The organism is Aeromonas sp. SG16, assembly GCF_024436135.1.
GTDB classification, from domain to species: domain Bacteria; phylum Pseudomonadota; class Gammaproteobacteria; order Enterobacterales; family Aeromonadaceae; genus Aeromonas; species Aeromonas jandaei.
This window is the reverse complement of record NZ_JANFNW010000005.1, coordinates 15627-42149: the sequence shown is the minus strand read 5'-3', so window position 1 is coordinate 42149 and position 26523 is coordinate 15627. Positions and strand designations below refer to the sequence as shown.

Sequence of the window (26523 nt, the reverse complement as noted above, 5' to 3'; positions counted from 1 at the left end):
TCCTAAGTCCTTAAATCAGGCCGGTGGCCGGTTCAAATCCGAATTTGATATTTATGCACTGAATGGCTTGCGAGGCTGCGCCCTTGAGCAGGTTGTCGATGGCAGAGACCACCACCAGCATGTTGCCCTGCTGTTGCCAGGCGATATCGCAGTAAGGGGTGTTTGCCACACCGCGAATAGAGGGCATCTGGCCGGTGAGGCGCACCAGCGGCTTGCCTTCATAAGCCTTGAGGAAGGCCTGATCCACTTGCGTGGGGGTTACGCCGTCCGCCAGCTGCACATAGATGGTGGCCAGAATGCCGCGCACATAGTTGCCAAGGTGGGGCTGGAACAGCACCTCCTTGCCGAGGTGATGGCTGATCTCCGGCTGGTGTCTGTGATTGAAGGTGCCGTAGGGATTGAGGCTCACTTCGCAGAAGCTGGTGTTGATGGCGGCCTTGCGCCCGGCGCCGGAGACCCCGGAGACGGCGTTGATGATGGGCTGCCACCCCTTGGCAATCAGGCCATCCTGCTGCAGCGGCTTGAGGGCGCACAGCGATGCGGTCGGGTAGCAACCCGGCACGGCGATCAGCTGGGCGCTGGCGATGGCATCGGCATTCCACTCGGCCAGACCGTAGGCGGCCTGATCCAGCCACTGTTCGCTCTGGTGGGTGAAGCCGTAGAAGCTGTCGTAAAAGCCCTGATCCTTGACCCGGAAGGCACCGGAGAGATCGAACACCGGCAGCCCCTTGGCGAGAAACTTGGGGGCGAGCTCGGCGCTCACCTCGTGGGCGGTGGCTAGCAGCACCAGATCGGCCTGGGTCAGGATCCGGGTCATGCCATCCTCGTCCAGTGGCAGCAGCGGCTGATCGAGGGCGCCGACCCATTGGGGATGCAGGGATGAGAAGCGCTTGTGGGCATCCTGACTGCCGGCGGAGACATAGAGGCCGAACAGCTTGAGTTGTGGATGGTTCTGTACCAGTGCGGCCAGTTCGGCTCCCGCGTAGCCACTGGCACCGACGATAACGGTGTTGAGCATGTTTGAATATTCCAAATCAGAGTTCGAGATTCACAGCGTGGTGCTGCGGTACACAAGGGTGTTCGATCGCCCCTGTGCACAAGTGCGGAGGGGCAATTCAGGCGGGTGTGTGTCGTCGGTTATAGATCAGGTGACAGAACATTAACTTTCCCTTACAACTAGAAGCCTTTGTTGGCGAGCTGCTTATCCTGGCAAAAAGGCAGAATATTCATGCATTCGCATTGCATTTGTATTTTCTAACAGAAACGTTTTGGGGAAGCAAGGAGGAGCTGATGGCCAATCTGGATTTTTTTTCACTCTACAAGAATATTATTGCGATCCCCTCTATCAGCAGCACGGATCCCAAGTGGGATCAGAGCAACGAGGCGGTGATCCGGTTGCTGGCTGACTGGTTCGGTCAGCTCGGTTTTCAGTGCGAGGTAACTGCGCTCCCCGAGCTGCCGGGCAAGTTCAATCTGGTGGCGACGATCGGTCAGGGGGAGGGCGGTCTGCTGCTGGCGGGTCACACAGATACGGTGCCGTTCGATGAGAGGGGCTGGAGCAAGGATCCCTTCAAGGTGACCGAAGAGGGCAACCGCCTGTATGGCCTCGGCACCATCGATATGAAAGGCTTCTTCGCCTTTATCGTGGAGGCGCTCAAGGAGATCGATCTCACCAAGCTGGCCAAGCCCTTGCGCATTCTCGCCACTGCCGATGAAGAGACCACCATGGCGGGGGCCCGCGCCATTGCTGCGGCAGCCGAGCTGAAACCCGACTACGCGGTGATTGGCGAGCCGACCGGGCTGGTGCCTGTGGTGGCCCACAAGGGGCATATGTCGGAGGCGATCCGTATTACCGGCAAGAGCGGTCACAGCTCGGATCCCGCCAACGGTGTCAACGCCATGGAGATCATGCACAAGGCGATGGGGCAGGTACTGCGGTTGCAGCAGGATCTGAAAGATCGCTACGCCGACCACCGCTTTGCCGTGCCGCAGCCGACCCTGAACCTCGGTTACATTCAGGGCGGTGACAGCCCGAACCGCATCTGCGGCTGCTGCGAGCTGCACATCGACTTGCGACCTACTCCGCAGGTGGGGCCAGACGAGCTGATGGGGATGCTCAAAGAGGCTCTCTCTCCCATCGAGATTCACCAGCCCGGTTGCCTGCATCTGCAGCACCTGCACGAACCCATTCCCGCCTACGCCTGCGCCGATGACTCTGTGCTGGTACGTGAGGCCGAGAAGGCGAGCGGCCGCGCGGCCGAGTCGGTCAACTACTGCACCGAGGCCCCTTTTATCCAGCAGCTTGGCTGCGAGACCATAGTGATGGGGCCCGGCCATATCACCCAGGCGCACCAGCCTGACGAGTATCTGGATCTCTCCTTCGTCAAGCCCACCACTGCGGTATTGCAGCATCTGGTTCGTCGCTTCTGCCTCTGAAAAGGGCTGCAAAGGGGGTCAAAGCTGTAAGTAAGTTACATAACAAGCCGGTGCAGGAGTGGTGAGGGAAATACATCTTCTGAATCGGCCTGTTATTTGACCTTGCGCAGACAATCTGGGTAGATTGTCACCCTAAGATGACGGAGCATATGTTGTAATCGCACAACAATAAGTGAGGTCGTCTCGCACCCCGGATGGGTGTCAGGCACCAACAAGATAAGGATGTGGAATGAACGAAAAGTACGCCGCACTACGCGCCAACGTAGGCATGCTGGGTCAGCTGCTGGGCAAGTCCATCAAGGACCATCAGGGTCAGGCCTTCCTCGACAAGATCGAAACCATTCGCCAACTGGCCAAATCTTCCCGCAAAGGCAATGAGGCAGACCGGGAACGTCTGCTTGATACCCTGCGCACCCTGAGCGATGACGAGCTGCTGCCGGTGGCCCGCGCCTTCAGCCAGTTCCTCAATCTGGCCAACGTGGCCGAACAGTTCCACACCATCTCCCGTCGCTGCGAAGAGCAGGTCTGCACTCCGGATCCGCTGGAGCAGATGTTCGACAAACTGAAAGCCTCCAACCTGTCGCAAGAGGCCATCATTCAGGCCGTGCGCGAGCTGGATATCGATCTGGTGCTGACCGCTCACCCGACCGAGGTGACCCGTCGTACCCTGATCCACAAGCATGTGCAGCTCAACGATTGCCTAGAGGCGCTGGAGCTCTCTGACCTGCTGCCCCGCGAGCGGGACAAGATCCTCAATCGCATCGAGCAGCTCATCAATCAGGCATGGCACACCAACGAGATCCGCGAACAGCGCCCGACTCCGGTCGACGAGGCCAAGTGGGGCTTCGCTGTGGTGGAGAACAGCCTGTGGCCGGCCATCCCCGAATTCATGCGCAATCTGGACGAGCGTCTGCAGCACCATCTGGGTGTGCGACTGCCGCTGGATGCCGCACCGGTCAAGTTCACCTCCTGGATGGGCGGTGACCGTGACGGCAACCCCTTCGTCACCGCCAAGGTGACTGCCGAAGTGCTGGAGCTGGGTCGCTGGATGGCGGTGAGCCTCTTCTACAAGGACATCCGCGAGCTCACCTCCGAGCTCTCCATGTCCGACTGCACCGACGCCGTGCGCGAGCGGGTTGGCGATCACCCCGAGCCCTACCGCGCGCTGGTGCGCGAGCTGCGCGAACAGCTGCGCGAAACTCAGGAGTACCTGACCGCCAAGGTGCAGGGACAGGCGAGCGAGAGCCGGGATCTGGTCAAGACCACCGCCCAGCTGCGCGAGCCGCTGGAGCTCTGCTACCACTCCCTGCACGCCTGCGGCATGGGCAACATTGCTGATGGCATGCTGCTGGATGTGCTGCGCAAGATCGCCTGCTTCGGCATCCATCTGGTCAAGCTCGATATCCGTCAGGATGGCGAGCGCCACGGTCAGGTTTTCTCCGAGCTGACCCGCTATCTGGGGCTGGGGGATTACGCCGAGTGGAGCGAGGATGACAAGCAGGCCTTCCTGCTCAACGAACTCAACTCCCGCCGTCCGCTTATCCCCAACGACTGGGAGCCGAGCGACGAGACCCGCGAAACCATCGAGACCTGCCGGGTGATTGCCCAGCACGATCCCGATGCGTTCGGTATCTACATCATCTCCATGGCTGGTGCGCCGTCCGACGTACTGGCGGTGCAGCTGTTGCTCAAAGAAGCTGGCTGCAAGTTCCGCATGCCGGTCGCCCCGCTGTTCGAGACTCAGGAAGACCTGATGGCAGGCACCGCCGTGATGGAGCGTTTACTGTCGGTGGACTGGTATCGCGGCTATATCCAGGGACGTCAGTACGTGATGATCGGTTACTCCGACTCCGCCAAGGACGCGGGCATGATGGCCGCCGGCTGGGCTCAGTACGCCGCCATGGAGTCACTGGTGGCGCTGGCAGAGGCCAACAATCTGCGCCTCACCCTGTTCCATGGCCGCGGCGGTACCGTCGGTCGTGGCGGTGCGCCGGCTCAGCAGGCCATCCTGTCACAACCGCCGGGATCCCTGCGCGGTGGCCTGCGCGTCACCGAACAGGGCGAGATGATCCGCTTCAAGTTCGGCCTGCCGAAAGTGGCGATCAAGAGCCTCGAGCTATACACCAGCGCCGTGCTGGAAGGGAACCTGCTGCCGCCGCCCAAGCCGAAAGCGTGCTGGCGTGAAGTGGTGGAACAGCTGGCGACCATCTCCTGCGATCACTACCGCAGTATCGTGCGCGGCCACCCGGACTTCGTCCCCTACTTCCGTGCCGCCACCCCAGAGATGGAGCTTGGCAAACTGCCGCTCGGCTCCCGTCCCTCCAAGCGCAAGCCCAACGGCGGCGTCGAGAGTCTGCGCGCCATTCCGTGGATCTTCGCCTGGACCCAGAACCGCCTGATGCTGCCGGCCTGGCTCGGTGCCCACAAGGCGCTGCAACTGGCGATCGACGATGGCAAGCTGGCCGTGCTGGAGGAGATGAGCGCCCAGTGGCCCTTCTTCCGCACCCGTCTCGAGATGCTGGAGATGGTGTTCCTGAAAGCGGACGTCTGGCTCGCCGAGTACTATGACACCCGTCTGGTGCCGCAGGAGCTGTGGGGCCTTGGCAAACAGCTGCGTCAGGAGCTCGCCGAATCCATCGAAGTGGTGCTGAAGCTGAGCCCGCGCGGGGATCTGCTGGAGGATCAGCCCTGGATCAAGGAGTCCATCAAGCTGCGCAACCCCTACACCGACCCGCTCAACGTGCTGCAGGCCGAGCTGCTCAACCGCTCCCGCAACCACCCGGAGACCCTGCACCCCGAGTTGGACAAGGCGCTGATGGTCACCATCGCCGGTATCGCCGCAGGTATGCGCAACACCGGTTGATCGCTGATTTCTACAATCACAGAGACAAAGGGCGCCCATCAGGCGCCCTTTCTGTTTCTGGTGTTCTCTTGGTCGGCTCGATTACTGGCTCTGCTGCAGTGCCTGTTTCAGGCAGAGGGTGTCGAGATCGTCTGCGCTGGTTTTCAGGCGAGCGGTGAGCGCGGCGTGCCCTGCCGGGGTGGCCAACTGGCGAGTGAGCTGCAGTCGCTCGGCCCTGAGATCGGTCAGATGCTGCTCAAGGTCGAACCCCTCGGGCCTTGCCTGAGAGTTTGGGAGCGTCTCCTCCGTGCAGAGTCTGATCAGGGTATCCACCTTGCTCTGGTACTCCTCTGCATCGGGCTGGTGAGCGCAGCCGGTGAGGAGCAGAGGGAGGACGAGCAGGGATATTCCCGTCGGTAGCCAGCGTGATCGGGTCATATAACCTCGTTGCCTATGGTGAGGGCGAATATCGGTGAAATCGGGGGGTGAGGATAGCATGGGGCGCTGTTGGAAAGGCACTGTCAGGAGGGGCGATACGCCCCAAATTGCCCTTACGACTTGCATCACCCTATTGTGAGGCGCAGACTGTTTGGCCTTGTTTTTATGTGATTCGATTCAAGGCAACCATCATGACTCCTGCCATCAACCTGCTGAAGAAGCTCAAGATCCCCCACAAGCTCTACCCCTACGAGTGCGAAGCCCACGACGATTTCGGCAAGCATGCCGCGACCCAGCTCGGGCTGCCGGAGGCACAGGTATTCAAGACCCTGATCGCCCACCACGACAAACAGGCGGTGGTGGCCATCGTGCCCTCATCCGGCATGTGCAGCCTGAAGCAGCTGGCCAAGGCGACCGGCCTCAAGAAGGTGGAGATGATGAAACCGGCGGAGGCGGAGAAGCTGACTGGCTACAAGGTGGGCGGCATCAGTCCGCTGGCCCAGAAGAAGCTGCTGCCCACCGTGCTCGACGAGTCGGCCATGCAATTTGACGAGATCCTGGTGAGCGGTGGCAAGCGCGGCCTCTCGGTCGGTGTGGCGCCGCAGGATATGCTGACCTTGATGAAGTGGATTGCCGCTCCCATCGGCGAAGAGTAATCGGTGAAGAGTCTGCGACGAAGAGTGATGCCCCGCACGGCCTGACGCTGCCGCCACGGCACGGTAGCGGGCTGGCTGGTATAGTGGAAGGAGACTGGCTGCCAAGGATATGGCCCCATGCGAGCATCTGTCAGATCCCTGCTGTGCGCTGTGCTGCTTCTCCCCGCCACGGGTAGTGCTACCCCTGCCTTTACCCTGCACTCCTGTTTTGAAAACAGCGACTCCTACCCCTGGCTGCTGCAGTCGGGGGAGGGGATCGTTCAGTATCACCTCAAGCTGGTGGCAGAGCGCCTTGGCATCGAAATCCTGATGACTCCACTCCCCTGGAAGCGCTGTCTCTCGCTGGTGAGCAGCGGCCAGATGGATGCCGCCTTCAAGATGAGCTATAGCGCGGAGCGGGCGAGCAAGATAGGCAGTTACCCGATGCGCGGTGACAAGCCGGATCCCGACAAGCGCTTGCTCATCGAAAGCTACAGCCTCTATCAGCTCAAGGGGGGCAAGAGCCAGTGGGATGGCACCACCCTTAGGGTCAAGGGGATAGTGGCGGCCCAGTCCGGTTTTTCCATCGTCGAGTTCCTGCAGGGGGCGGGAGTCGAGGTAGATGACTCGAGTCGGGATCCGCTCATCATATTGAAAAAGCTGGTGATGGATCGGGCCGCCGCCACCGCCTTGCAGACCGAAGTGGCCGACAGCCTGCTGGCGGCCCATCCTGACCTGCAAGGGCAGATCGAGCGGCTCGCTCCGGTGCTGGTGGAGAAGCCCTACTATCTGGTCTTCTCCCACGCCTTCCGCCAGAGCCATCCGCATGAGAGCCAGCATGTGTGGGATGCCATCGAGGCGGTGCGCAACTCGCCCGCCTATCAGCACTATGTGGCCAGTTTCAGACAGACCCACCGGGCAGGGGACTAGGGATGATAGCGATGAGCCATGGAACGGCAGAGCGGTTTGCAGGACGGTCGCTGGCGCTGCTGGTGGCCAGCCTGCTGGTGCTGCTCCCGCTGGCGGTCGAGGCGGTAACCCGCTTTACCTATATCAGTCCCGAGAGCGAACGGGATCCGCGCACCACCTACGATCGGGAGCTGCTGCGCCTCGCCCTCGACAAGACGCGCGACCAGTTTGGCGACTATGTGATGGAGGCCGCGCCTCCCATGACCAAGGCCCGCGAGCGGGTCAGCATGCAGCTCGACAGCTTCCCCAATCTCTTTGCCATGGACAGTTACAGCAGCACCCGCGAGGGGCTGGGGCTGGCCTATGCCCGCTTCCCGGTGCATCTGGGGATCGTCAGCTACCGCATCTGTTTTGTCAGTCCGCAGCAGCAGGCGGCAGTCAGGCAGGTGACCGATCTTGCAGGCCTGCGCCGCTTCACCTTCGGTCAGGGCAAGGGGTGGCTCGATGTGGATATCCTGCGCCACGCCGGGCTGGAGGTGATGGAGGTGGATGGCTACGAGAAGCTGTTCAAGATGGTGGCGCGCGGCCGTTTCGATCTCTTCTGTCGCGGGGTGAGCGAGCTGCGCAGCGAACTGCTCACCCACGACGAGGTGGAGGGGCTCAAGGTCGACGATGCCCTGATGATCTACTACCCGCTGCCCCGGGTTTTCTATACCAATGCCAACAACCGCGAGGCGCTCAAACGGGTCGAGCAGGGGCTGCAAATCGCCTGGCAGGATGGCTCGCTGCAGGTGCTGTGGCGCAAGAGCTTCGGCCCAGCCATCGCCTTTGCCCACCCCCAACAGCGGCGGCTGATCAAGCTGGAGAACCCCTTCCTCAAGGGGATCAGCTTCGATTACCGCCCCTATTTCTACAATCCGCTCACCGATCGCTTCGGCGATCAGTGAGGCTCCCGCCACTTGCGGCAGAGCTCCAGCCAGGCCTCGGCGGTGTGCGACAGATAGCGCTCGCGCGGCCAGATCACCCCGAGTCGCCAGCTCAGCTCGAGCTCAAGTGGTCGCAACACCAGGCCGTCTGGTATGAGCCGATTGCAGACCGGCTCCGGCAGAAAGGCGATCCCCATGCCGCTGCGCACCATGGCGGTGAGAAAATCCCACTGACTGCTGCGCGCCGCCACCTGCGGCACAAAGCCAGCTTCCTGACACGCCTGCTCCAGCCGTTCGCTCAGGGTGAATGCCAGAGTCTGGGTATAGAGCAGGAAGGGCTCATCCTGTAGGGATTCCAGTCGCAGTGGTGCATCGCCGTGCCAGCGTGGCTGGTCCGGCAGTACTACCCGGATCGGGTATTGATCCAGATCTAGCGCGTTGAGGGCGCCTCCCTCCTTGGTCGGCAGCATGGTGATAGCGATATCCAGCTCCCCCTCCAGCACCGCCTGTTCGATCAGGCGGCCGCCATACTCCACCAGCGTCAGCTCCACCTTGGGGTAGCTGGTGCGGTAGGCGCGAATGAGATCAGCGTAGAGGTGACCCACCATGGGGGGAATGCCGAGGGTGAGGCGGCCATGCTGCAGGCTATGCAGATCCGCCAGCTCCGCCTCCAGCTGCTGCATCTCGGCCAGAATGGTCTGGGCCCGCTGGAACAGCACCTGCCCGCTGTCGGTCAGGGTAAAGCGACGCCCCTCCCGGTTGAGCAGAGGCTGGCCCAGCTCCTCCTCGATATTGCGGATCATCTTGCTGATGGTGGGCTGGGTGACGAACAGCTTCTCCGAGGCGCGGGTGAAGCTCTGCTCCCGAACCAGTTCGACAAAGTAGCGCAGGGCGCGAATATCCATGGGCTCTCCCGGGATAACAAGGGCTCTAATCATGCCAATATGGCATGAAATGATTCATTCTAATTCATTTCATGAAGGATCTGAGCCTCTCAACGGGGTGAGGCGTGCTGCGAGCAGGGGATAAACAGGCTGGCCGATCGGATGGCTGGAAAAACGTGGGCGGCCAGGGTGGCCGCCCGTATGTATTCAGTTGCCGCGCAGGGCGGCGGTGAGGGCCGAGAGGGAGAGACGCTGGCGCCCGCTCTGGTCGAAGTTGGCATCGTCCAGCCAGCGGCCAAGGGTCGCCTGCAGGGCTGGCCACTCGCTGTCGATCACCGAGAACCAGGCGGTATCGCGCGAGCGCCCCTTGTCGACCCGGGCCTGCCGGAAGATCCCCTCGAAGGTGAAACCGAGCCGCAGCGCCGCCTGCCGGGAGGGGAGGTTGAGGGCGTTGCACTTCCACTCGTAACGGCGATAGCCGAGGGCGAAGGCGCGCGCCATCATCAGCGCCATGGCGGCGGTGGCGAGCCGGGTGCGGCGCATCGCCGGGGCGAAGTGGAGCCAGCCCACCTCGATGCTGCCAGCGAGAGGGTCGATGCGCAGAAAGCTGGCGAGCCCGAGGGCGCGCCCGCTGGCGGCATCGACGATGGCGTAGAACTGGGGATCCCGCCCCGCCGCCATACGCGCCAGCCATCCCTGCCACTCGGTGCGGCTCGGGAAGGGGCCGCTGGTGAGGTAGGTCCAAAGGCTCCCGTCATCCTTGCCGAAGGCTTGCCAGAGGCTCGCTTCGTGGCGGGCCGGATCGAGTGGCTCGCAGCGACAGCCCCACCCCTCAAGCAGTTGCGCTTCGGGGAAACGGGCGCCATCCCAGCCGGCGACCAGCGGCCCGAGCGGTTGGCCAAACTCGTTGATCTCAGCAACCACAGCGCACCTCCTCGTTGGCCAGCTGGCCCGGCTCGTCGCCGAGCGCGACAGCAAAGCCATCCCGCTGCCACCAGTGGAGGCCGCCGATCAGCTCTTTGACCCGAAAACCGAGGCGCGCCAGCTTGCAGGCTCCCTGAGTCGATCCGTTGCAGCCGATGCCGTCGCAGTAGCAGACGTAGATGGCATCGCGATCGAGCCCGGCCACCCGCTCGGGCACCATCTCCCGGTGCGGCAGGGAGATGGCCCCAGGAATGTGGCCGGCGGCGTAGTGCGCTGGCGAGCGGGTGTCGATGACGACGATGCCGGCCGTTGCCGCCATCAGGTCGGCGGCCAGATCGGCGGCATCGGTGCGGCAGGCAAGCTGCACTTCGAAGAAGAGGGCGGCCTGCTCGGGCGAGAGCAGGCCGGTGGAACGAACGTGACTCATGATTAACTCCTTGTCTGATGGCAGAGCTCTACTCTAGCGGCATAATGGTTCATACGGATGTACCAATTCTGCTGGATGGAGTAGACCAATGAGCGCCTTGCCGACCCTGTTTGCCGAGAACGATGCCAGCCTGCCGGTTCAGGAGCGACTGGTGCGCACGGTGCGCGATGCCATCCTCGCCGGTCACCTGCCGCAGGGCAGCCGCCTGCCGCCGAGCCGGGTGCTGGCGCGGGATCTCTCCCTGTCGCGCGGCACGGTCGAACAGGCTTATGGCCGGCTGGAGGCGGAGGGCTACCTGACCCGCCGGGTCGGCGTGGGCAGCTTCGTGGCGCTGGCGGTGGTGCCCGCGCCGCGCAGTGGCCAGCGTGGTGGCGCCCCCCTGTCCAGGCGCGGGGCGGCAATCCTCGCCAGCGGCGCCTGTCAGGAGGAGACAGGCACCCCGCACAGTTTTGCCAGCGGTCAGGGCGACACGCTCGCCTTTCCCCGCGAGCTGTGGGGGCGACTGTTGCAGCAGCAGTGGCGCCGGCATGGGCCGCGCCTGATGCAGTATGGCGATCCCGCCGGTCTGCCCGCCCTGCGCCAGGCCATTGCCGCCTATCTGGTGCAGTCGCGCGGACTGGTCTGCCACCCGGAGCAGGTGCTGCTGCTCACCAGCTCCCAGCAGGGGATCCAGCTCGCCGCCCAGCTGCTGCTCGACCCCGGTGATACGGTCTGGCTGGAGGAGCCGGGTTACCTCGGCGCGCGCAATGCGATGCAGGCCGCCGGGGCGCACCTCCACCCGGTGCCGGTGGATGAGGAGGGGCTCAACCCGGCGGGCGATCATCCGGCGCCGCGCCTCATCTACACCACCCCTTCCCACCAGTATCCCCTCGGCATGGCGATGAGCCTGCCCCGGCGCATGGCGCTGCTGGCCCGCGCCGAGCGGGAGCAGGCCTGGATCCTGGAGGATGACTACGACGGCGAGTTTCAGTACGACCAGCGGCCGCTCCCCTCGCTGCAGGGGCTGGATCGCAGCGGCCGGGTCATCTATGTGGGTACCTTCAGCAAGGTGCTGTTCGGTTCGCTGCGCCTTGCCTATCTGGTGCTGCCACCGGCGCTGCTGGAGCCTTTCGCCCGCGCGCGCGCCGCGTTCGACGGTCACAGTAACCAGCTGTTGCAGGCGGTGACCGCCGAGTTTCTGCAGGGGGGCTACTTTGCCAGCCATCTGCGCCAGATGCGGCTGCTTTACCGCAGCCGGCGGGATCTGCTGCTGGCTCAGCTGGCCGAACAGTGCCCCCAGTTGACCCCCATCCACACCGGTGCCGGATTGCAGTGCACCGCGCTGTTGCCTCCCGGCGGCGAGGCGCGCTGGACAAACATGGCCAACCGGCAGAGGTTGGGATTGCGACCTCTGCGCCCCTTCTATCTGGGAGAGGCGGATCGGGAGGGGTGGCTGCTCGGTTATGCCGGCCTCGATAACGGCACCCTGCGCCAGCTCTGCCGCGACCTTGGCCGCGTACTGCGGGAGGGGTGATGCATTCCTTTCAGGCATGAAGTTGATAATTTAAATTCATTTCTGGAAGGTTTTGCCTCTCTCTATACTGTGAACCAGTTCACAGAAAGACCCTTAATCATGAAATCCCTTGCCCTGCGCTGGTTACAGACTCCCTTCCAGATTGTATTGCTGGCAGCCATCTGGCTGCTGGCCGATACCGCGGTTCGAACCCTCCACCTGCCGCTGCCCGCCAACCTCACCGGCATGCTGTTGCTGCTGGCCTGCATCCTGCTCGGAGTGGTCAAGGCTGAATGGTTCAGTGCCGGTGCGCGCTGGTTGCTGGCCGAGATGCTGCTCTTCTTCGTCCCTGCCGTAGTGGCGGTGGTCAACTATCAGGAGCTGCTGCTGCAAGAGGGGTGGCGCATCATGGTGGTGCTGCTGGTGAGCACCACCCTGGTACTCGGCACCACTGCGCTGGTGGTGGATCGGGTTTACCGCCTCGAACTGAAACTGGCCCGCCGGAGTCGCCGTCATGTCTGATACCCTGCTCGGGCTGATCTGTTTCGCCCTTACCCTGCTCTTCTACTACGCCAGCAAATGGCTCTACGGCAAAAAGCGGATCCTGCCGCTGATGCCGCTGCTGCTGGCTCCGACCCTGCTGGTGGCCGTGGTGCTGCTGTTCCACATCCCCTATCAGGACTACATGGCGGAATCCCACTGGCTGCTCTGGCTGCTGGGCCCGGCGACCGTCGCCTTCGCGGTGCCGGTCTACGAGAACCGCCAGCTCATTCGTCGCCACTGGCTGTCGCTGTCGGTGGGGGTGGTCGCCTCGGTCATCATGGCGGTGGGGAGTACCGTGCTGCTGGCCCGCTGGCTCGATCTCTCCGACATGCTGCAGCGCAGTCTGGCGATGCGCTCCATCACGACGCCGTTTGCGGTGGAGGCGACCCGCGCCATCGGCGGTCAGAGCGATCTCACGGCGCTGTTTGTGGTGCTGACCGGCGTCATCGGCATGGCGGTGGGGGAGAGCGTGCTCACCGTGCTGGCCATCCGCAGCCGTCTCGGCAAGGGGGCGGGGTTTGGCGCCTCGGCCCACGGCGCCGGCACCGCCAAGGCCTATCAGATGGGTAACGAAGAGGGGGTGGTCTCCAGCATGGTGATGATGATTGCCGGCATGGTGACCGTGCTGCTGGCGCCCCTGCTGGGCCGAATGTTCTGGTAGGCTGAGCTTCCCTTTACAAGGCTGCTCGTCCCGGCACTACACTCTAGTGAGCGTGTTTTCCCGGGATGAGCAGTATGACCTTTCATCGCCTCGCGTCCTTCTTGCTGCTGTGCAGCCTCTCACTTCTTGCCGCCCCCCTGCGGGCGAGCGACGTCTTTACCCATATCAGCCCGGAGAGTGACCGGGATCAGCGCACCATCTATTTTCGCGAGCTGCTGCAGCTGGCGCTGGAAAAAACCCGCGACAGCTTCGGTGACTACGAGCTGCGGGCGGCGCCGCCGATGAACCGGATCCGGCTGCGGCAGGTGCTGCAGACCAACCTCTACCCCAACTTCTTTGCCGTCGATACGCCGCAGCCCGATAGCGGTGAGGCCCTCGACTATGTCCGCTTTCCGGTGGAACTCGGCATCCTCGGCTATCGCATCTGCTTCGTCAGCCCGCAGCAGGCGAAGGCGATTGCCGGTGTGACCCGCTTCGAGCAGCTCAAGCAGTACCAGAACGTGCAGGGGCGCGGCTGGCAGGATGCCGCCATTTTGCGGGCGGCCGGTCTGCAGGTGCAGGAGGTGGACAGCTACGAGCGGCTGTTCAAGCTGGTGGCTCGCGGGCGGGCCGATCTCTTCTGCCGCGGCGCCAACGAGCTCTTCACCGAGCTGGAGCAGCACCGGGATCTGCCCGGCCTCACCGTGGAGCAGCATATCGCCCTACACTACCCATTCCTCCATCTCTTTTACACCTTCAAGGAGAATCAGGCGGGGATCCGGCGCATTCAGGCCGGGCTCAAGCTGGCGTGGCAGGATGGCTCGCTGCAGCGACTCTGGCTGCACAACTTCAAACCCTCCCTCGATCAGGCCAGGCTCCATGAGCGGCAGCTGTTCGAGCTGCCCAACCCCTTGCTCAAGGGGATCGACTTTGATTACGACGCCTACCACTACGATCCGGTGACTGGGCGTTTCGGCCCCGGCTTGCCCTGAGTTAGGCGAGAACACGGCCAGCCCTGCGGCTGGCCTTTTTGCGGCGCAAATCATTCCAAAGTGGCATGATGTTTATTATTTAAATTCATTTTTAGAATGATTTTTTGCTGCATATACTGGCTTCGCTTCACGGTATCGGCGCAGCGACACTGTCCGAACCGTCCAGTTCAGGCGTCTTGGTGTCCGACATGAAGGCGTCCATCACCGATCGGGGCATGCCCCGGATTTGTTACCGCTGACGGAGCCTTCACATGTTCTCTTCTGCTACCAACGCGCTCATTGTCGAAGGGGGCGCCATGCGCGGCATCTTCGCCAGTGGCGTGCTCGATGCCTTCGTGGAAAGCCACCACTACCCGTTCGATTTCGTCATGGGCGTCTCGGCCGGGGCGACCAATCTGGTCTCTTACCTGAGCGAGCAGCCACGCCGCAGCCATCACATCATCACCGAGCTGGCCTGCAGCAGCGACTTTCTCGACCCGCTGCGCTTCGTCAAGGGGGGCGATCTGGTGGATATCAGCTGGCTCTGGCGAACCAGTCGTTACCGTTTTCCCCTCGATCTCGACACCTTCTCCGCCTGCCGCATTCCCTTCTATGCGGTGACCACCGATGTGGCGACCGGTGAAGCCGTCTACCTGCCTGTGCGCCCCGACAACATGGACGAGGTGCTGACCGCCACCTGCGCCCTGCCGGTGGTGCAGCACGAGACTCCCTCTGTCGATGGCCGTCCCATGGCGGATGGCGGCATCAGCGACTCCATCCCGGTGATCGAGGCCTATCGACGCGGGGCACGGCGGATGACGGTGGTGCTCTCCGAGCCGCGCGGTTATCGCAAGAAGCCGGCCCGCTTCTGCTGGATGGTGAAGGCGCTGCTCAAGACCCAGCCTGCACTGGCACAGGCGATGCTGGCACGGGATGTGGCCTACAACCGCGCCCTCGACTTTATCGAAACGCCGCCCGCCGATTGCGAGATCGAGGTGATCGCGCCACCGGCCGGTTTTCCGGTCTCCCGCTTTACCCGCGATCAGCTCAAGCTGGAGTCCGGCTATCTGCAGGGCTACTGGCAAGGGCGCCAGAGTCTGCTGCGGGCGGCTGGCGAGGTGATGGCAGTCGCCTGAGGGCCAAACATTGATTGGATGAGTCTGGCAGTATCAAAGGTCGGTTCATTCCTCTATTTGCGTTGTAGCTGTTGATCCGCCATCGGCATGACTTGCTAGCCGGCAGCAACCAGGTGACATATAGATTCATCCCATTATTTGATGGTTGATGACGGGGCATCCTTTTCCCTTATTTTCACCGATGTTGTTTTTGGTCGCTATTTATATGCCGGGGAGGATTATCTGAAAATTGAAAAGGAATATTGTTATGGCAACCCAAGAGTTGGAATTGTGCGTAGCTGAAAGCCACTATTACAATATTGTCGCAGAGCTGCTTGAATATGCCGGTGTGACGATTAATGGCCCCCAGCCATATGATATCAAAATAAATAATCACCTCTTTTTCTCCCGGGTTATCAAAGAGGGGTCGTTGGGACTGGGTGAGAGCTACATGGATGGCTGGTGGGATTGCCCACGGCTTGACATGCTGTTCCATCGCCTGCTGGTGGCCGGAGTTGAAGAGCGTGTTCCGCGTCACCTCTCCGACATTGCTTATGTACTCACCAGCCGACTGGTGAACAGGCAGAGTCGCAGACGTGCCTGGCAGGTCGGGCGGGAGCATTATGATCTTGGCAACGATCTGTTTGAGCTGATGCTGGACCCCTATATGCAGTACTCCTGTGGTTACTGGGCCAGAGCCGATAATCTGGAGCAGGCGCAGAGCGATAAACTGCACCTGATTTGCGAAAAGCTGCGGCTGCAAAAGGGGATGCGGCTGCTGGATATCGGATGTGGCTGGGGTGGACTGGCTCGTTTTGCTGCCGAGCATTATGGGGTGTCGGTGGTCGGTGTGACCATCTCGGCGGAGCAGCAGGCGCTGGCACAGGAGAACTGTTCCGGGTTGCCGGTCGAGATCCGTCTGCAGGATTATCGCGATCTCAACGAGCAATTTGACCGGATTGTATCGGTAGGGATGTTTGAACACGTCGGGCCGAAAAACTATGCGACCTATTTTGAGGTGGTCGCCAATAATCTGGTAGAAGATGGCCTTTTCCTATTGCATTCCATCGGTTCAAATAAAACTGATTTGAATGTGGACAAGTGGATTGATAAATATATTTTTCCGAATGGTTGTCTCCCCTCGATATTGCAAATAGCCCAGAGCAGTGAAAAACAATTTGTCATGGAAGATTGGCATAATTTCGGTGCCGATTATGATCGCACCCTGATGGCATGGCTGACTCGTTTCAATGCGGCCTGGCCGAAATTGAAGTCGCATTACAACGAGCGATTCTACCGGATGTTCACCTATTACCTGAATGCTTGTGCCGGAGCATTCCGGGCGCGGGATATTCAGCTCTGGCAGGTGCTGTTCAGCCCCAAAGGGGTGACCGGCGGGATCCGTGTGCCCCGTTAGGGCGTGGGGCGCTGGTGCGAATGAAAAGGGGAACCTCGCGGTTCCCCTTTTATCTTTCTGATCGGCAGGCGCTGGTTACAGCATCTGCTTGAGGCGATAGAGCAGATCCAGCGCCTGCCGCGGGGTGAGCTCGTCGGGGCGCACCGCTTCCAGCTCATCGACTACCGGATGGCTCTGGGGCGCTATGGCCACCGGGGCCGGGCGGGTTTCACCGGCGGCTACCGGGGTGGCGCTCTCCAGCTCATGCAGTTTGTGACGGGCCTGCTGGATCACCGATTTCGGCACCCCCGCCAGTGCGGCAACTTGCAGACCGTAGGAGCGGCTGGCCGCCCCTTCCTGCACCGCGTGCATAAAGGCGATGGTGTCGCCGTGCTCCACCGCATCGAGGTGGACGTTGGCCAGCCCGCTCATCAGCTCCGGCAGGCGGGTCAGCTCGAAGTAGTGGGTGGCAAACAGGGTGTAGGCGCCGATCTTGCTCGCCAGCTGCTCGGCGCAGGCCCACGCCAGCGAGAGACCGTCGTAGGTGCTGGTGCCGCGGCCGATCTCGTCCATCAGCACCAGACTGCGGGCGGTGGCGTTGTTGAGGATATTGGCGGTCTCGGTCATCTCGACCATAAAGGTGGATCTTCCTGAGGCCAGATCATCCGAGGCTCCGATGCGGGTGAAGATGCGGTCGATGGGGCCGATGCGGGCACTGTCGGCCGGGACGAAGGCGCCGATATGGGCCAGCAGCACGATCAGCGCGGTCTGGCGCATGTAGGTCGATTTACCGCCCATGTTGGGGCCGGTGATGATCAGCATCCGCCGCTCCCGCTCCAGCCGGATCGGGTTGGCGATGAAGGGGTCGGTCATCACCTGCTCCACCACCGGATGGCGGCCCGCCTCGATGAGGATCTGATCTTCGTCGATGAGGGTGGGGCAGCGATAGTCGAGGGTCTCGGCCCGCTCGGCCAGGTTGGCCAGCACGTCCAGCTCCGCCAGCGCAGCAGCAGACTCCTGCAGATCGCCCAGATGCGGCAGCAGGGCATCGAGCAGCTCTTCGTAGAGCCGTTTCTCCAGCGCCAGCGCCTGCGCCTGGGCAGTGAGCACCCGATCCTCGTACTTCTTCAGCTCGTCGATAATGTAGCGTTCGTTGTTCTTGAGGGTCTGGCGGCGGATGTAGTGGGCCGGCACCAGATGGCTGTTGGCGCGGCTCACCTCGATATAGAAGCCGTGCACCTTGTTGTAACCCACCTTGAGGGTGTTGATGCCGGTCAGCAGCTTTTCCCGCTCCTCGATGCGGGCGAGGCTGGCGGTGGCGCCGTTGGCCAGATCCCGCAGCTCGTCCAGCTCGGCGTTGAACCCTTCACGGATCACGCCGCCATCGCGGATCAGCACCGGCGGCACTTCCATCACGGCGCGCTCCAGCAGATCGAAGAGCTCGGGGAAGGTGCTGGCCCGCTCGCGCAACTGCTGCACCGCTTCGTGCTCGCTCTCCGCCAGCAGGCGCTGCAGTTCGGGCAGCTGGGCGAAAGCCTGCCGCAGCCGGGTGAGATCGCGCGGACGGGCCGAGCGCAGGGCCAGACGCGCCAGCACCCGCTCCACATCGCCGACCTGACGCAGCAGACCACCCAACTCGTCATAGAGGTTCTGCTCGATCAGCTCCTTGATGGTGCTCTGGCGACCTTTCAGGATCACCCGATCGCGGATCGGCTGGTGGATCCAGCGCTTGAGCAGCCGGCTGCCCATGGGGGTGGCGGTGCAATCGAGCACGGCGGAGAGGGTGTTGTCGTGACCGCCGGCCAGATTCTGGGTCAGCTCCAGATTGCGGCGGGTGGCGGCATCCATGATGACCGCGTGATCCGGCTGCTCGAGGCGCACGCTGCGAATGTGGGGCAGGGCGGTGCGCTGGGTGTCCTTGACGTACTGCATCAGGCAGCCGGCGGCGCACAGGGCGGTCTCGCTCTGTTCGACGCCAAAGCCCACCAGATCCTGGGTACCGAACTGTTGGCACAACAGCTTGCGGGCGGTGCCAAGTTCGAACTCCCACTCCGGGCGCCGGCGCAGACCGCGGCGACCCTCGACGTGGTGCAGGAAGGCGAAGGATTCGGGGTAGAGCAGCTCCGCCGGATTGGTGCGCTGCAGCTCCGCCAGCAGGGTCTCTTCCTTCTCGAACTGGTTGATGAAGAAGCGACCGGAGCCGATGTCCATGGTGCCGTAACCGAAGCGACGGCCATCGTGATAGACGGCGGCGATCAGGTTGTCCTGCCGCTCGCTGAGCAGCGCCTCGTCGGAGACGGTGCCCGGGGTGATGATGCGAATGACCTTGCGCTCCACCGGCCCCTTGCTGGTGGCGGGGTCTCCCACCTGCTCACAGATGGCGGCAGATTCGCCGAGCTGCACCAGCTTGGCCAGATAACCCTCGATGGCGTGATAGGGCACGCCCGCCATCGGGATGGGGCTGCCGGCCGACTGGCCGCGCTTGGTCAGGGAGATGTCGAGCAGCTGGGAGGCCTTGCGGGCATCGTCATAGAACAACTCGTAGAAGTCGCCCATCCGGTAGAACAGCAGGATCTCCGGGTTCTCGGCCTTGAGGGTCAGATACTGCTGCATCATGGGCGTGTGGGCGCTGAGATTGGCGCTTGGCGCGGCGCCAGTAGCTTGGTGTTGTGCGGTCATGTTCTATTCCAGAAGGGGCCTCTGCGGGCCCGGGTCTGCGGTGATGAGCCTTGAGCTTGATGGCGCCATTCTACACATAAGCGCCGCGCCGGGGGAGGTTGGCTCACACCACCATTTGGTTGATGCGAGTCATCTGCCTTGTGACAATCAGCTCAGTTGCGAGGGGCTGCGGCGGGATCGCATAATGTGCCCTTTCCACGAATCAGAAGGAGCTGTGATGAAACTGGACGCAGAGATAGAGCACCTCGCCATCGAGCTGGGGCGGGCCCTTGGTCAACGGGGCTGGCTGGCGGCGACCGCCGAATCCTGTACCGGCGGTGGGGTGGCTACGGCCATCACCGACATCGCGGGTAGCTCCGGCTGGTTCGATCGCGGCTTTGTCACCTACACCAACGAGGCCAAACAGCAGATGCTGGGAGTGAGCCGCGAGAGCCTTGAGCGGCACGGCGCGGTGAGCGAGGCGGTGGTGCTGGAGATGGCCCGCGGCGCGCTGGCGCACTCGTCTGCCTCCATCAGCGTTGCCATCAGCGGTATCGCCGGCCCCGGCGGTGCGACCGAGGGCAAGCCGGTCGGCACCGTCTGGTTCGCCTGGGCCGACAGCAATGGCCGCCACCACTCCCTGCTGGCCCGCTTCGACGGGGATCGCCGGCAGGTGCGCCAGCAGGCGGTGAGACAGGCCTTGTCGGGTCTGTTGGCCCTGCTCAGATAAATTGGGCTTGATACTGTATGAATAGACAGTATACTTAGCCCAACTTCATTTTTTATTCACGATTTCCAGCGGAGATTGGCATGGATCAGAACAAACAGAAGGCACTGGCGGCTGCGCTGGGTCAGATTGAAAAGCAGTTCGGCAAAGGCTCCATCATGCGTCTGGGCGACAGCAAGACCATGGATATCGAAGCCATCTCCACCGGCTCCCTCTCTCTGGACGTGGCGCTGGGGATCGGTGGTCTGCCGTGCGGTCGTATCGTCGAGATCTACGGCCCGGAATCTTCCGGTAAAACCACCCTCACCCTGCAGGTGATCGCCGAAGCCCAGAAGAAGGGCAAGACCTGTGCCTTCGTCGATGCGGAGCACGCGCTGGATCCCATCTATGCCGCCAAGCTGGGCGTCAACGTCGACGACCTGCTCATCTCCCAGCCGGATACCGGTGAACAGGCGCTGGAGATCTGCGACATGCTGGTTCGCTCCAACGCCGTTGACGTCATCATCGTCGACTCCGTGGCGGCCCTGACTCCGAAAGCGGAAATCGAAGGCGAGATGGGTGACTCCCACGTTGGCCTGCAGGCCCGTCTGATGTCCCAGGCGCTGCGCAAGCTGACCGCCAACATCAAGAACGCCAACTGCCTGTGCATCTTCATCAACCAGATCCGGATGAAGATCGGCGTCATGTTCGGCAGCCCGGAGACCACTACCGGTGGTAACGCGCTCAAGTTCTACGCCTCAGTGCGTCTGGATATCCGTCGTACCGGCGCCATCAAGGAAGGTGACGAAGTGGTCGGTAACGAGACCCGCGTCAAGGTAGTGAAGAACAAGGTGGCTCCTCCCTTCAAGCAGGCCGAATTCCAGATCTTCTACGGTGCCGGTATCTCCAAAGAGGGCGAGCTGGTGGATCTGGGCGTCAAGCACAAGCTGATCGACAAGGCGGGTGCCTGGTACAGCTACAACGGCGAGAAGATTGGTCAGGGCAAGGCCAACGTGATGAAGCTGTTCGCCGAGAACAAGGCGCTGGCTGGCGAAGTGGAAGCCAAACTGCGCGAGCTGCTGCTCTCCGGTGCCGTACCTGTCGATGACAAGGCTGCATCGGTTGAGGCAGAAGAGTTCGATGCCGAAAGCGAACAAGAGTTCGAATAAGGAACAAAGGAAGGCCGGGTAGATACCCGGCCTTGTTATTTATGATGGTTGATGAATCCGTGACCGAACCGCTCGAGCCCGCCGAGCCGACCTTTGCCGAGCAGCTGGCCGCTGCCCGCGGCTATGCCATGCGCAGTCTGGCCCGCCGCGAGAGTGCCGAATCGGAGCTGGCCAGACGCCTGCGCCAGCAGGGCTATCAGGAAGAGGTGATCGAGGCGGTGGTCGACTACTGCCGCGGTTATAACTGGGTCAATGACGAACGTTATGGTGCCATGGCGGTGCGGGCCGGAGCCGCCAAGGGACATGGCCCGCTCAAAATCCGTTTCGACCTGCGCCGCAAGGGGCTGGACGATGGCCAGATCGATGCCGCCTTCGAGCAGCCGGAGCTGGACTGGTTCGAGCTTGCCTTCGAACTGCTGGAGCGACGGGCAAAAATTGCCGATCTGGCCGATTTCAAGCTGCGGATGAAGTGGCTCAAATATCTGCTGGGGCGCGGCTTTACCCAGGATCAGGCCCGTTATGCTATCTCGGCACTGCAGGAGCGGGAGGAGTAACGCCACTGCGTGGCAACCGTCGTTTTACCTCTCCTTGTTGCAGGTTTTTCCTGCCGGCTCAGTAGCTTGCGAGCGCAATCCCGAAAAAGCCGCCTTTTGTTCAGCTCATCCCTCTTTATGCGCTGCTTTTTTGCCTCTCGACAGTGAAAAAAGCCACTGTGGGCAGTGGCGCTCTTTTCTGGCCCGTTTATGTGCGCTTTTTCGCCCGTGGCGGCCCTGTCCGTTTTACTTTACCCCGCAGAAAACTTACATTAATGCGGTTAAAAGTCCGTATTCGAATCAAGCAGGATTTTCCATGTATATGTCCACGTCAGAGATTCGCGCTGCGTTTCTCGAGTATTTCCGTTCCCAGGGGCACCAGGTTGTCTCCTCCAGCTCGCTGGTACCGCATAACGACCCGACCCTGTTGTTTACCAACGCGGGTATGAACCAGTTCAAGGACGTGTTCCTTGGCGCAGACAAGCGTGCCTACAATCGCGCGACGACTTCCCAGCGTTGCGTGCGTGCCGGTGGTAAGCACAACGATCTGGAAAACGTCGGCTATACCGCTCGTCACCACACCTTCTTCGAAATGCTGGGCAACTTCAGCTTCGGTGACTACTTCAAACAGGATGCCATCAAGTTTGCATGGGGCTTCCTGACCGAGGTGCTGCAGCTGCCGAAAGATCGCCTGCTGGTGACCGTCTACGCGACTGACGATGAAGCTTTCGATATCTGGGAAAAAGAGGTCGGTGTCCCGGCCGATCGCATCGTGCGCATCGGTGACAACAAAGGGGCCCCTTACGCTTCCGACAACTTCTGGGCGATGGGCGATACCGGCCCGTGCGGTCCCTGCACCGAGATCTTCTATGACCACGGCGATCACATCTGGGGTGGCCGTCCCGGCTCACCGGAAGAGGATGGCGACCGTTTCATCGAGATCTGGAACGTGGTGTTCATGCAGTTCAACCGTCAGGCTGACGGCACCATGGAGCCGCTGCCGCGTCCGTCCGTGGATACCGGCATGGGGCTGGAGCGTATCTCCGCCATCATGCAGGGTGTCCACTCCAACTATGAAATCGACATCTTCCAGGCGCTGATCAAGAAAGCGGCCGAGATTGTCGGCACTACCGATCTGAGCAACCAGTCCCTGCGCGTCATCGCTGACCACATCCGCTCCTGCGCCTTCCTGGTGGCAGATGGCGTGATGCCGTCCAACGAAGGCCGTGGCTATGTGCTGCGCCGCATCATCCGCCGCGCCGTGCGTCACGGTCGCAAGCTGGGCGCTACCGATGTCTTCTTCTACAAACTGGCTGCCGAGCTTGCAGTGCAGATGAAGGATGTCGCTGCCGAGCTGATCGCCCAGCTGCCGCTGGTCGAGCGCGTGCTGCGCATCGAAGAGGAGCAGTTCGTCCGCACTCTGGATCGCGGTCTGCTGCTGCTGGAAGACGCTCTGGCCAACCTGGGCGATGCCAAGGTTATTCCGGGCGAAGTGGTGTTCAAGCTCTATGACACTTACGGCTTCCCGGCCGACCTGACTGCCGACGTGGTGCGCGAGCGCGAGATCGGCATCGACGAAGAGGGCTTCAAGGCCGAGATGGAGAAGCAGCGTGCTCGTGCCAAGGAAGCGTCCAGCTTCGGCGTGAACTACAACGAGATGCTCAAGCTCGACTTCGAGACCCCCTTCACCGGTTACAAGACCCTGAGCGAGCGCACTCGCGTGGTCGGCATCTACAAGGGTGTGGAAGAGGTGAGCGGTCTTATCGCCGGTGACGAAGCTGTCATCGTGCTGGAGGAGACCCCCTTCTACGCCGAGTCCGGCGGCCAGATTGGCGACAGCGGTACCCTGAAAGTGGACGACGGCATCTTTGCCGTGACCGACACCCTGAAAGCGGGCAAGGCGATCATCCACAAGGGCTACATGGAGCTGGGCACCCTGGAGAAAGGGGCTGAGGTCGAGGCCGTGGTGGATACTGACCGTCGTCAGGCCATCGCCCTGAACCACTCCGTGACTCACCTGCTGCACGCAGCTCTGCGTCAGGCTCTGGGCGAGCATGTCACCCAGAAAGGTTCTCTGGTAGGGGCCGAGCGCATGCGTTTCGACTTCTCCCACTTCGAGGGGCTGACCATGGCGACCATTCGCCGGGTCGAGGAGCTGGTCAACAACCAGATCCGCGCCAACCACGAAATCACCACCCAGCTGATGGATCTGGAAGCGGCCAAGTCCGCCGGTGCCATGGCGCTGTTTGGTGAGAAATATGAAGACGACGTGCGTGTCGTGCGCATGGGCGACTACTCCACCGAGCTGTGTGGCGGTACTCACGCCAAGCGCACCGGTGATATCGGCTTCTTCAAGATCATCGCCGAGAGCGGTATCGCTGCTGGCGTGCGCCGTATCGAAGCTGTGACCGGCAAAGCGGCCATCGACTTCATGCATCAGGTTGGCGAGCAGATCGAAGAGGCTGCTGCCCTGGTGAAAGGTGACCAGTTCTGCATCGCCGACAAGGTTCGCCAGATGCTGGACAAGGCCAAGATGATGGAGCGCGAGCTGGAGCAGCTCAAGGCCAAGCTGGCCGCTCAGGCCGGTAACGACCTGCTGGGTCAGGTGATCGAGATCAACGGTCAGAAGGTGCTGGTTGCAGCGCTGGAAGGGGCCGATCCGAAATCCCTGCGCGGCATGCTGGACGAGCTGAAAAACCAGATGAAGTCCGGTGTTGTGTTGCTGGCAACCTGTGCCGATGGCAAGGTCAACCTGATTGCGGGCGTCACCAACGACCTGACCGGCAAGGTCAAGGCCGGTGAGCTGGTCAATCTGGTTGCCCAGCAGGTGGGTGGCAAGGGCGGTGGCCGTCCGGACATGGCACAGGCGGGTGGTACCCAGCCTGAGGCGGTGCCGGCAGCGCTGCAATCCGTTCACTCCTGGCTGGAAGAGCGCCTGTAATCGGGCGAGGTGATCTGTGGCACTCTATGTACAGAAGTACGGCGGCACCTCGGTCGGCACACTGGAGCGGATCGAGGCGGTAGCTGAGCGGGTCGAGCAGACCCGCGCCCAGGGACACGACGTGGTGGTGGTTGTCTCCGCCATGTCGGGCGAAACCAACCGGTTGCTGGGCATGGCCCAGCAACTGGATCCTGATGCCAACCGGCGCGAGATGGATGTACTGGTCTCCACCGGTGAGCAGGTCACCATAGCGCTGCTGGCCATCGCGTTGAACAAACGCGGTTGCCCGGCGGTCTCGATGACTGGCGATCAGGTACGGATTCATACCGATTCCGCCTATGGCAAGGCGCGCATCACCCACATCGACACCGAGCTGGTTCATGCTGAACTGGCTGCAGGCAAGGTGGTGGTGATCGCCGGTTTCCAGGGCCGTGACGAGCATAACGCCATCACGACGCTGGGCCGCGGCGGTTCGGATACCACGGCAGTTGCCGTGGCGGCGGCCATCAAGGCCGATGAGTGCCAGATCTTTACCGATGTGGATGGGGTATACACCACGGATCCGCGCATCGAGCCCAAGGCTCGTCGTCTCGACACCATCACCTTCGAGGAGATGCTGGAGATGGCCAGTCTCGGCGCCAAGGTGCTGCAGATCCGCTCGGTGGAGTTTGCGGGCAAGTACCGCGTCCCGCTGCGGGTGCTGTCGAGCTTTGTCGACGGAGAGGGAACCTTAATCACATATGGAGGTGAGAGGATGGAAGCTCCCCTGGTATCCGGGATCGCTTTTAACCGCAACGAGGCCAGCCTGACCATTCTGGGTGTGCCGGACAGACCGACCGTGGCTGCGCAGATCCTGAACCCGATCAGCGACGCCAACATTGATGTCGACATGATTGTGCAAAATACCCTGGGAGATGGCACCGCCGACTTCACCTTCACGGTGAATCGTGACGACTACCGCCGTGCCCGTGCGCTGCTGGAGGAGACTGCGACCGAGTTGGGCGCCTCCTGCGTGCAGGGGAATGGCGAGATTGCCAAGGTCTCCATTGTCGGTGTCGGCATGTGGAACCATCCCGGTGTTGCGCGCACCATGTTCAAGGTATTGGGCGAGGAGGGGATCAACATGCAGTTGATTTCTACCTCTGAAATCAAAATCTCGGTGGTGATTGACGAGAAGTATCTGGAGCTGGCGGTGCGGGCCCTGCACGCCGCTTTTGGATTGGATCAAGCGCCCCAAGAGCAGCCTTTGGGCTAACAATCGCTGATTGATTTAGTTTCAACCATTTACCATATCGGTATCTTTGTAAGATAATGTCGCATATCGATATAAAAACAAAACAGGATACAGGAGCAAGCGAATGCTTATTTTGACTCGTCGTGTAGGGGAAACCCTGATGATTGGTGATGAAGTGACTGTCACCGTACTGGGCGTTAAAGGCAACCAGGTTCGTATCGGTGTTAACGCGCCGAAAGAGGTCTCCGTACACCGCGAAGAGATCTACCAGCGCATCCAGGCTGAGAAAGTACCGGGTCAATCCGGCTTCTAAGCGGCTTTAATGGCTGTGACAAGGCGACACCTCATGTGTCGCCTTTTGTTTTTTAAGGCCAGGCAAAACCGCGCTGCAAGGTGCAAAAGAGCGGGATAAGTGTCGATATTGTTTGAATATTCCACGCTTTGGCCAAATGCTGAGCGAACACGCTTTTTTCTCCAAAAAAGTGTTTGACTAAAAATCCCTGTGAAGTATTATCAGCCCCGCAAACGGAGAGGTGGCCGAGAGGCTGAAGGCGCTCCCCTGCTAAGGGAGTATGCGGCTTATACCCGCATCGGGGGTTCGAATCCCCCCTTCTCCGCCATTTTGCGCCCGTAGCTCAGCTGGATAGAGTACCTGGCTACGAACCAGGTGGTCAGAGGTTCGAATCCTCTCGGGCGCACCATAT

General features: G+C 61.6%; 23 protein-coding genes and 2 tRNA genes. 19 read left to right on the top strand and 6 right to left on the bottom strand.

Going from position 1 to position 26523, the window contains the following annotated elements:
• Positions 1-10: 10 nt before the first annotated feature.
• Positions 11-1018: an N-acetyl-gamma-glutamyl-phosphate reductase gene (gene argC / locus NOM67_RS13405; RefSeq protein ID WP_071914871.1), complete on the bottom strand. Its 1008-nt coding sequence runs from the start codon at positions 1016-1018 to the stop codon at positions 11-13.
• 272 nt (positions 1019-1290) lie between these two features.
• On the opposite strand from argC, the gene argE reads away from it, so the two are divergent.
• Together argE and ppc are read left to right on the top strand one after the other, a co-directional pair.
• Positions 1291-2436: an acetylornithine deacetylase gene (argE, locus tag NOM67_RS13400; RefSeq protein ID WP_255937840.1), complete on the top strand. Its 1146-nt coding sequence runs from the start codon at positions 1291-1293 to the stop codon at positions 2434-2436.
• A 229-nt stretch (positions 2437-2665) separates the two neighbouring features.
• The gene (ppc, locus tag NOM67_RS13395; RefSeq protein ID WP_255937838.1) at positions 2666-5299 is read left to right on the top strand and encodes a phosphoenolpyruvate carboxylase; all 2634 of its coding nucleotides are present in this window, start codon (positions 2666-2668) and stop codon (positions 5297-5299) included.
• Positions 5300-5380: 81 nt separating this feature from the next.
• Here ppc and NOM67_RS13390 read toward each other — a convergent pair whose 3' ends face one another.
• Positions 5381-5716 carry a hypothetical protein gene (locus NOM67_RS13390; RefSeq protein WP_255937836.1) on the bottom strand — a complete coding sequence of 112 codons (336 nt, stop codon included), beginning with the start codon at positions 5714-5716 and terminating at the stop codon, positions 5381-5383.
• Between the two features lie 191 nt (positions 5717-5907).
• Between NOM67_RS13390 and ybaK the strand changes: the two genes are divergently transcribed.
• From ybaK to NOM67_RS13375, 3 genes are all read left to right on the top strand, one after another.
• On the top strand, positions 5908-6372 hold the full coding sequence (ybaK, locus tag NOM67_RS13385; RefSeq protein WP_033115917.1) for a Cys-tRNA(Pro) deacylase: 465 nt from the start codon (positions 5908-5910) through the stop codon (positions 6370-6372).
• Positions 6373-6489: 117 nt separating this feature from the next.
• Positions 6490-7281, top strand: a complete 792-nt coding sequence (locus tag NOM67_RS13380) for an ABC transporter substrate-binding protein (RefSeq protein ID WP_255937832.1) — start codon at positions 6490-6492, stop codon at positions 7279-7281.
• 11 nt (positions 7282-7292) lie between these two features.
• Positions 7293-8207, top strand: coding sequence for a hypothetical protein (locus NOM67_RS13375; protein ID WP_255937829.1), 915 nt, complete (start codon positions 7293-7295; stop codon positions 8205-8207).
• Here the strand turns inward: NOM67_RS13375 and NOM67_RS13370 are convergent.
• The 3 genes from NOM67_RS13370 to NOM67_RS13360 all read right to left on the bottom strand — a co-directional run bounded on the left by NOM67_RS13370 (position 8201) and on the right by NOM67_RS13360 (position 10421).
• Positions 8201-9091 carry a LysR family transcriptional regulator gene (locus NOM67_RS13370; RefSeq protein ID WP_255937827.1) on the bottom strand — a complete coding sequence of 297 codons (891 nt, stop codon included), beginning with the start codon at positions 9089-9091 and terminating at the stop codon, positions 8201-8203. The two genes, NOM67_RS13375 and NOM67_RS13370, sit on opposite strands and share 7 nt — an antisense overlap.
• Positions 9092-9277: 186 nt before the next feature.
• The gene (locus NOM67_RS13365) at positions 9278-9994 is read right to left on the bottom strand and encodes a GNAT family N-acetyltransferase (RefSeq protein WP_255937824.1); all 717 of its coding nucleotides are present in this window, start codon (positions 9992-9994) and stop codon (positions 9278-9280) included.
• On the bottom strand, positions 9984-10421 hold the full coding sequence (locus tag NOM67_RS13360) for a rhodanese-like domain-containing protein (protein WP_255937821.1): 438 nt from the start codon (positions 10419-10421) through the stop codon (positions 9984-9986). The genes NOM67_RS13365 and NOM67_RS13360 overlap by 11 nt, the downstream gene beginning before the upstream one ends.
• A gap of 88 nt (positions 10422-10509) precedes the next feature.
• On the opposite strand from NOM67_RS13360, the gene NOM67_RS13355 reads away from it, so the two are divergent.
• The 6 genes from NOM67_RS13355 to cfa all read left to right on the top strand — a co-directional run bounded on the left by NOM67_RS13355 (position 10510) and on the right by cfa (position 16599).
• Positions 10510-11934, top strand: coding sequence for a PLP-dependent aminotransferase family protein (locus NOM67_RS13355; protein WP_255937819.1), 1425 nt, complete (start codon positions 10510-10512; stop codon positions 11932-11934).
• Positions 11935-12033: 99 nt separating this feature from the next.
• A complete protein-coding gene (locus tag NOM67_RS13350; RefSeq protein ID WP_041210812.1) occupies positions 12034-12435 on the top strand; it encodes a CidA/LrgA family protein in 402 nt (133 codons plus the stop codon).
• Positions 12428-13117 carry an LrgB family protein gene (locus NOM67_RS13345; protein WP_041210813.1) on the top strand — a complete coding sequence of 230 codons (690 nt, stop codon included), beginning with the start codon at positions 12428-12430 and terminating at the stop codon, positions 13115-13117. Before NOM67_RS13350 ends, NOM67_RS13345 begins: the two co-directional genes overlap by 8 nt.
• A gap of 74 nt (positions 13118-13191) precedes the next feature.
• Positions 13192-14088: a hypothetical protein gene (locus NOM67_RS13340; protein WP_255937815.1), complete on the top strand. Its 897-nt coding sequence runs from the start codon at positions 13192-13194 to the stop codon at positions 14086-14088.
• A gap of 251 nt (positions 14089-14339) precedes the next feature.
• Positions 14340-15203 (top strand): patatin family protein, encoded by an 864-nt coding sequence (locus NOM67_RS13335; RefSeq protein ID WP_041210815.1) that lies wholly within the window; start codon positions 14340-14342, stop codon positions 15201-15203.
• A 247-nt stretch (positions 15204-15450) separates the two neighbouring features.
• Positions 15451-16599 (top strand): cyclopropane fatty acyl phospholipid synthase, encoded by a 1149-nt coding sequence (gene cfa / locus NOM67_RS13330; protein ID WP_156853701.1) that lies wholly within the window; start codon positions 15451-15453, stop codon positions 16597-16599.
• Positions 16600-16674: 75 nt separating this feature from the next.
• Here the strand turns inward: cfa and mutS are convergent, their stop codons facing one another.
• Complete coding sequence (mutS, locus tag NOM67_RS13325) at positions 16675-19257, bottom strand: DNA mismatch repair protein MutS (protein WP_255937809.1); 2583 nt, start codon at positions 19255-19257, stop codon at positions 16675-16677.
• A gap of 217 nt (positions 19258-19474) precedes the next feature.
• Between mutS and pncC the strand changes: the two genes are divergently transcribed.
• From pncC to NOM67_RS13285, 8 genes are all read left to right on the top strand, one after another.
• Positions 19475-19966, top strand: coding sequence for a nicotinamide-nucleotide amidase (pncC, locus tag NOM67_RS13320; RefSeq protein ID WP_033115928.1), 492 nt, complete (start codon positions 19475-19477; stop codon positions 19964-19966).
• A gap of 80 nt (positions 19967-20046) precedes the next feature.
• The gene (recA, locus tag NOM67_RS13315; RefSeq protein WP_043851986.1) at positions 20047-21111 is read left to right on the top strand and encodes a recombinase RecA; all 1065 of its coding nucleotides are present in this window, start codon (positions 20047-20049) and stop codon (positions 21109-21111) included.
• A 44-nt stretch (positions 21112-21155) separates the two neighbouring features.
• The gene (locus tag NOM67_RS13310; protein ID WP_041210822.1) at positions 21156-21665 is read left to right on the top strand and encodes a regulatory protein RecX; all 510 of its coding nucleotides are present in this window, start codon (positions 21156-21158) and stop codon (positions 21663-21665) included.
• A gap of 295 nt (positions 21666-21960) precedes the next feature.
• Positions 21961-24585: an alanine--tRNA ligase gene (gene alaS / locus NOM67_RS13305; protein ID WP_255937801.1), complete on the top strand. Its 2625-nt coding sequence runs from the start codon at positions 21961-21963 to the stop codon at positions 24583-24585.
• Positions 24586-24601: 16 nt separating this feature from the next.
• A complete protein-coding gene (locus NOM67_RS13300) occupies positions 24602-25840 on the top strand; it encodes an aspartate kinase (protein WP_041210820.1) in 1239 nt (412 codons plus the stop codon).
• A gap of 103 nt (positions 25841-25943) precedes the next feature.
• The gene (csrA, locus tag NOM67_RS13295) at positions 25944-26132 is read left to right on the top strand and encodes a carbon storage regulator CsrA (RefSeq protein WP_005305164.1); all 189 of its coding nucleotides are present in this window, start codon (positions 25944-25946) and stop codon (positions 26130-26132) included.
• Between the two features lie 214 nt (positions 26133-26346).
• Positions 26347-26439: transfer RNA gene (locus NOM67_RS13290), tRNA-Ser, on the top strand.
• 4 nt (positions 26440-26443) lie between these two features.
• A tRNA-Arg gene (locus tag NOM67_RS13285) sits at positions 26444-26520 on the top strand.
• The last annotated feature ends 3 nt before the right edge of the window (positions 26521-26523 follow it).